We start from the raw sequence: 5969 nt of genomic DNA, 5'->3' as shown, positions 1-5969 counted from the left end.
GATGCAGCTGAAACGGCCGCTGTGGAAATCGCGTTTTTCTTCGCAGGCATGAACGTTTACTCGCGTTAATGACAGGCATGACGGTTAATCTGCTTGATTTCGATCTTGAAGGCTTGACCGTCTTTTGCGAGCGGTTGGGGGAAAAGCGTTTTCGCGCCGTCCAACTGTTTCGCTGGATACACCAAAAAGGGGCCAGTCAGTTTGATGACATGAGTGATCTGGCCAAGTCGCTGCGTGAAAAACTCAAGGGTGTCGCATGCATCAAGGCGATGCCCGTGGTCTCGCAGCACATGTCGGCAGACGGCACCATCAAATGGCTCTTCGATGTGGGCGATGGCAACGCTGTCGAGGCCGTGTTTATCCCTGAATCCGATCGTGGCACCCTGTGTGTGTCATCCCAGGCCGGTTGCGCCGTCGGCTGCCGGTTTTGTTCTACCGGCCACCAGGGTTTCAGTCGCAATCTCACCACCGGTGAAATCGTTGCCCAGCTCTGGTTTGCAGAACATTTTTTACGCCAGCACCTCAAACGTGATGAGCGCGTGATTTCCAACGTGGTGATGATGGGCATGGGTGAACCCTTGCAGAACTACAACGCATTGGTTCCTGCCCTGCGCGTGATGCTCGATGACCACGCTTACGGCTTGTCCAGGCGCCGGGTGACGGTGTCGACTTCGGGGATTGTGCCGATGATCGACCGGCTCGCGCAAGACTGTCCGGTGGCGCTCGCGGTGTCCTTGCATGCGCCCAACGATGCGCTACGTGACACCTTGGTACCGCTGAACCTGAAATACCCGTTGGCGCAATTGATGGCTGCATGCCATCGCTATCTGGCTTATGCGCCGCGTGATTTCATCACGCTCGAGTACTGCATGCTCGATGGCGTCAATGATTCCGACGCCTGTGCCCGCCAGTTGGTGGAGCGTATCCACGCCCACCCGGGTGCTTGGTGCAAGCTCAACCTGATACCGTTTAACCCTTTCCCGGCCTCCGGCCTGTTGCGTTCCAGGCCGGAGCGCGTGCAGGCCTTTGCCAAAATTCTGAATGACGCAGGCATCACCACCACCATTCGCAAAACCCGCGGAGACGACATCGATGCGGCCTGTGGCCAACTGGCCGGTGACGTCAAGGATCGGACCAGGGTGATGGTGCGCATGGAGCGCAACAGAAGCTTGCGTGCGCCAGCCCCTGAAACCTCGGGTGCCCAGGTCGAAGGATCAAGCGTATGAAGGATGTCCGTATTTTCGGGAAGCCTGGCTGCTGGGCGCTGTGGTCGCTCATGGCGCTGCTCGGCGCTGCCATTTTGACGGGCTGTGGCACTGCGCCGAATTCAGGTCAGGCTGGCGCCAGTCGTCCGGACCTGGTTACCGATTCGGATGAAACCAGTGCGCGCAAGAGAGCGCGCATCCGGGTCGAACTGGCCATGGGTTACCTGGAGCAGGGCAAGACCACGATTGCACTGGATGAAGTCAAGCTGGCTTTGGTGGCCGACCCTGACTTTGCCGATGCCTACAGCTTGCGCGGTTTGATTTACATGCGCCTCAACGAATTGGCGCTGGCCCAGGACAGTTTTTTGAAAGCGCTCGCGGTGCAGCCCCGCGACCCCAATATTTTGCACAATCTGGGCTGGCTGAGGTGCCAGCAGGCACGCTACCCTGAAGCCCTGGCTGATTTTTCGCTGGCTTTGTCCAATCCCAACTACGGTGAGCGCGCCAAAACCTACATGGCTCAAGGCCTGTGCCAGATCAGGGCCGGACTACGCCGGGACGCAGAACAGAGCCTGCTCAAATCCTACGAGTACGATGCCGCGAATCCCGTCACCGGCTACAACCTGGCGAACCTGCTGTTTCAAAACACTGATTTCGCACGCGCACAGTTTTATATTCGCCGCCTCAACAATAGCCAATGGTCCAATGCGGAGTCGCTTTGGTTGGGTATCAAGGTTGAACAACAAATGGCTGATCGTGTCGCCATGCTGCAATTGGCAACCCAGCTGGAAAAACGTTTCCCGCAGTCCAAAGAAGCTTCCGCCTACCGACGCGGCGCATTTGATGAGTGAAAAATACCCGATGGATCAACCTCAGCAAGCCGCTGATGCTGTGTTCAATACAGCCACGGCAGGTGCTTTACTAAAAACTGCGCGCGAGGCACAAGGGCTTCATATTGACGCTTTGGCCGTGACGCTGAAAGTGCCTGTGTTCAAGCTAGAAGCACTGGAAGCCGATCGCCATGAAGTCTTGTCCGATCTGGTTTTTACACGGGCCCTGGCAGCCAGTGTGTGCCGCGTGCTGAAGATCGATTCGGCACCGATCATGGCGGCTTTGCCTCATTCTGAACTCCCCCGGTTCAAGACCGATGTAGCGGGATTGAATACAACGTTCAAAACAGCTGGAGTTGACTTTGGTCTTCAGCACAAAAACCGGTTGGCCACTCCTTTGGGTTTGGCGGTGGCGCTGCTGTTGTTGGGGATTTTGGTGCTTTTTCTGTTGCCTGAAAGCAAACTGGCAGAAGTGGCCACCGAGCAGGCGCCGGCAGTTCCCGACATGCTGCGAATCGAACCGGTAACCGATCCTGTCGCAAACCCCGCTTCGGCCCCGCAAGTTGCTCTTTTGCCCGTGTCACAGACCGCGACGATGCCGGTCGGGCAACCAAATGCCGCCACAAATGAAGCTCCCACCATCCTGATGTTGCAATCCCGTGGCGCTTCCTGGGTAGAGATCACAGATGCCCAGGGGGTACTGCAATTGCGCAAGATACTGGAGGCAGGTGAGCAGGTCCGTTTGAAGGGACCATTGCCCTTGTCGGTGGTGCTGGGGCGCGCGGATGCCGTTGATGTGAGCGTTCGCGGGCAGCGTCTTGATGTGACTGCTATGACCAAAGCCAATGTGGCTCGATTTGAGGTGAAATGATGCAAGAAGAACAGCCCATTGCCATGGCCGGTGCAGCACAGCGTCGCTCACGTCAGGCACGTATTGTCTGGGGCGATCGTTGTGTGACTGTTGGTGGCGACGCACCAGTGCGGGTGCAGTCCATGACCAACACCGACACCGTGGATGTGATTGGCACGGCGATCCAGGTCAAGGAGCTGGCCTTGGCGGGTTCGGAAATGGTGCGCCTGACCGTCAATACGCCTGAAGCGGCACAGGCTGTGGCGCCGATTCGCGAACAACTCGATCGCATGGGCATTGATGTGCCCTTGATCGGTGACTTCCATTACAACGGCCACCGACTGCTGACCGATTACCCGGAGTGCGCCCAGGCCCTGTCCAAGTACCGCATCAATCCCGGCAACGTGGGCAAGGGTGACAAGCACGACCGCCAGTTTGGCGCGATGATCGAAGCAGCCATCCGCTGGAACAAGGCCGTTCGCATCGGCGTTAATTGGGGCAGCCTGGATCAGGAGTTGCTGGCGGACTTGATGGACCAAAACAGCCGTCGCAGCACGCCCTGGGGCGCCAAGCCGGTGATGTACGAAGCCCTCATCACGTCGGCGCTGGATTCGGCGCAACAGGCCGTTGATCTGGGCTTGAACCCTGACCAGATCATCCTGTCCTGCAAAGTCAGCGGCGTGCAGGATCTCATTTCGGTCTATCGCGAATTGGCCAGACGCAGCAGCTACGCCCTGCACCTGGGTCTGACCGAAGCGGGCATGGGCACCAAAGGGGCGGTGGCATCGGCCGCAGCCCTATCGATTTTGTTGCAAGAGGGCATTGGCGACACCATTCGTGTTTCCTTGACGCCGCAGCCGGGGGAGTCGCGCACCCAGGAAGTCGTGATTGCCTCCGAAATCCTGCAGTCGCTGGAGTTGCGCTCTTTTGTACCCAGCGTCACGGCTTGCCCGGGTTGCGGGCGCACCACCAGCACCACGTTTCAGGAGTTGACGCAACAAATTGAAGCTTTCCTGCGCGCCCAGATGCCGGTCTGGCGCAGCAAATACCCGGGCGTTGAAAAGATGAAAGTGGCCGTGATGGGCTGCATTGTGAACGGCCCTGGCGAAAGCAAGCAGGCCGACATTGGCATCAGCCTGCCTGGCACCGGTGAGGCGCCTGCCGCGCCGGTCTTCATCGATGGCGAAAAACGCATGACCCTGCGCGGTGAGCGAATAGCCCAGGAGTTTCAGGTGATTGTTGAAAACTATGTCGAAAAGCGCTACGGTGCGCCAGCGAACGCCACGCCCTGATATCTAGATTGTCATGACCGAACCCACTACACAGAAAATTGAAAAACTGACCGCCGTCAAAGGCATGAACGACGTCTTGCCGCCAGACTCGGCAGCTGTCGAGTGGCTCGAAGCCAAGGTGCGTGCCCTGATGGCACGTTACGCCTACCGCAATATTCGCACCCCGATAGTTGAGCGCACGCCCTTGTTCATCCGGGGGCTGGGAGAAGTGACGGACATTGTCGAGAAGGAAATGTACTGCTTTGAGGATCGCCTGAATGGCGACCCGCTGACGCTGCGCCCGGAAGCCACGGCCGGCGTGGTGCGTGCGGCGCTGGAGCACAACCTGTTGTATGACGGCGGCAAACGTCTTTATTACATGGGGCCGATGTTTCGCCATGAACGTCCGCAAAAGGGCCGCTACCGTCAGTTCGATCAGATCGGCGCCGAGGCTTTGGGTTTTGCCGGGCCTGAGGTCGATGCTGAACTGATTCTGATGGCGCATGCCCTGTGGCAGGAAATCGGACTGACCGATGTGCGCCTGGAACTCAACAGCCTGGGCCAGGCGCATGAGCGTCTGGAGCATCGCCAGGCCTTGATTTCCCATCTGGAGCAACACGCCGAACTGCTCGATGAGGACGCCCGGCGGCGTTTGTACAGCAACCCGCTGCGCATCCTTGACAGCAAGAACCCCCAAATGCAGGCACTGGTCGAAGCGGCGCCCAAGTTGCTTGACTTTCTGGGGGCTGAATCGCTGGCGCATTTCAGGACATTGACCGACATTTTGCAAGTGAACGGGGTGGCTTTCAGCATCAATCCGCGCCTGGTGCGCGGCATGGATTATTACAACCTGACCGTGTTTGAGTTCACCACCGACCGTCTGGGTTCGCAGGGCACGGTGTGCGCGGGAGGGCGTTACGACTATCTGTTTGAGCAGCTCGGCGGCAAGCCGGCACCCGCCGTGGGTTGGGCGCTCGGCGTGGACCGGGTGCTGGCCCTGGCGCGGGGCGCAGGCTTGCCCGATGTGGCGCCGCAACTGGATGCTTATGCCATCGTCACCGACGCTCAGGCCCTGCCGCTGGTGTTGTCCACGCTGCAGACCTTGCGCGCTGCGGGCGTCAGTGTGCAGATGCACGCCAGCACGGGCGAGGCCATGGGCAGCATGAAAAGCCAATTCAAGCGCGCAGATGCCAGTGGCGCACGTTTTGCCCTGATTTTTGGCCAGGACGAAATCAAGGCCCATCAGGTCACGGTGAAGCCCCTGCGCGATGCCAGTGCTGCGCAACAACTTCATTCACTTGCCGATGTGGCGACCTGGGCCACCACCCTACAATCAGCCGCTTAACGAAATACCTCCTATGGCAAATCAATTAGACCTTGAAGAACAAGAACAGCTTGACCAGATCAAGCATTTCTGGAAGCAATACGGCAATGCCATCACCTGGCTGCTCATCGTTGTCATGGGCGCATTTGCCAGCTGGAATTTTTACAATTACTGGCAACGCAGCCAGGCGCAACAGGCGGCGGCATTGTTTGATGAAGTGGATCGCGCTGTGCTGGCGTCGGATGCCGCGCGCATGGACCGCGTTTTCAGCGACATGAAAGACAAGTTTGGGGGCACGACCTATGCCCAGCAAGCGGGCCTGCTGGTGGCCAGGCAATACATCACTTTAGAGAAACCTGATGCCGCAAAAGCGGCATTGGCCTGGGTGGCTGAGCAGTCTTCTGACGCCGGCTACCAGGCCCTGGCACGCTTGCGCCTGGCCGCAATTTCAATGGAGTCCAATAATTTCGAAGAGGCGTTGAAGTTGCT

6 protein-coding genes are annotated in these 5969 nt (G+C 58.5%); all 6 read left to right on the top strand.

The window, feature by feature from the left end; genetic code table 11:
* Positions 1-68 precede the first annotated feature (68 nt).
* The gene (rlmN, locus tag NDI87_RS15950) at positions 69-1226 is read left to right on the top strand and encodes a 23S rRNA (adenine(2503)-C(2))-methyltransferase RlmN (RefSeq protein ID WP_296276457.1); all 1158 of its coding nucleotides are present in this window, start codon (positions 69-71) and stop codon (positions 1224-1226) included.
* On the top strand, positions 1223-2056 hold the full coding sequence (gene pilW / locus NDI87_RS15945; protein WP_296276456.1) for a type IV pilus biogenesis/stability protein PilW: 834 nt from the start codon (positions 1223-1225) through the stop codon (positions 2054-2056). The genes rlmN and pilW overlap by 4 nt, the downstream gene beginning before the upstream one ends.
* Positions 2049-2906: a helix-turn-helix domain-containing protein gene (locus tag NDI87_RS15940; RefSeq protein ID WP_296276455.1), complete on the top strand. Its 858-nt coding sequence runs from the start codon at positions 2049-2051 to the stop codon at positions 2904-2906. The genes pilW and NDI87_RS15940 overlap by 8 nt, the downstream gene beginning before the upstream one ends.
* Complete coding sequence (ispG, locus tag NDI87_RS15935; RefSeq protein WP_296276460.1) at positions 2906-4177, top strand: flavodoxin-dependent (E)-4-hydroxy-3-methylbut-2-enyl-diphosphate synthase; 1272 nt, start codon at positions 2906-2908, stop codon at positions 4175-4177. Before NDI87_RS15940 ends, ispG begins: the two co-directional genes overlap by 1 nt.
* A 37-nt stretch (positions 4178-4214) precedes the next feature.
* Positions 4215-5501 carry a histidine--tRNA ligase gene (gene hisS, locus NDI87_RS15930; protein ID WP_296276458.1) on the top strand — a complete coding sequence of 429 codons (1287 nt, stop codon included), beginning with the start codon at positions 4215-4217 and terminating at the stop codon, positions 5499-5501.
* Positions 5425-5969: tetratricopeptide repeat protein (locus NDI87_RS15925; RefSeq protein ID WP_296276454.1), on the top strand; the 545-nt coding region annotated here is incomplete at its 3' end. The genes hisS and NDI87_RS15925, both read left to right, overlap by 77 nt.

Source organism: Rhodoferax sp. (assembly GCF_023701345.1).
GTDB lineage: Bacteria > Pseudomonadota > Gammaproteobacteria > Burkholderiales > Burkholderiaceae_C > Rhodoferax.
The sequence above is the reverse complement of the archived record's forward strand: the minus strand, read 5'-3'. Positions and strand labels throughout refer to the sequence as shown.

Bases quoted from the DNA above. Each gene is read 5' to 3' on its own strand.
- NDI87_RS15940 (WP_296276455.1), top strand. From the start codon at position 2,049: ATGAGTGAAAAATACCCGATGGATCAACCTCAGCAAGCCGCTGATGCT.
- pilW (WP_296276456.1), top strand. From the start codon at position 1,223: ATGAAGGATGTCCGTATTTTCGGGAAGCCTGGCTGCTGGGCGCTGTGG.
- rlmN (WP_296276457.1), top strand. From the start codon at position 69: ATGACAGGCATGACGGTTAATCTGCTTGATTTCGATCTTGAAGGCTTG.
- ispG (WP_296276460.1), top strand. From the start codon at position 2,906: ATGCAAGAAGAACAGCCCATTGCCATGGCCGGTGCAGCACAGCGTCGC.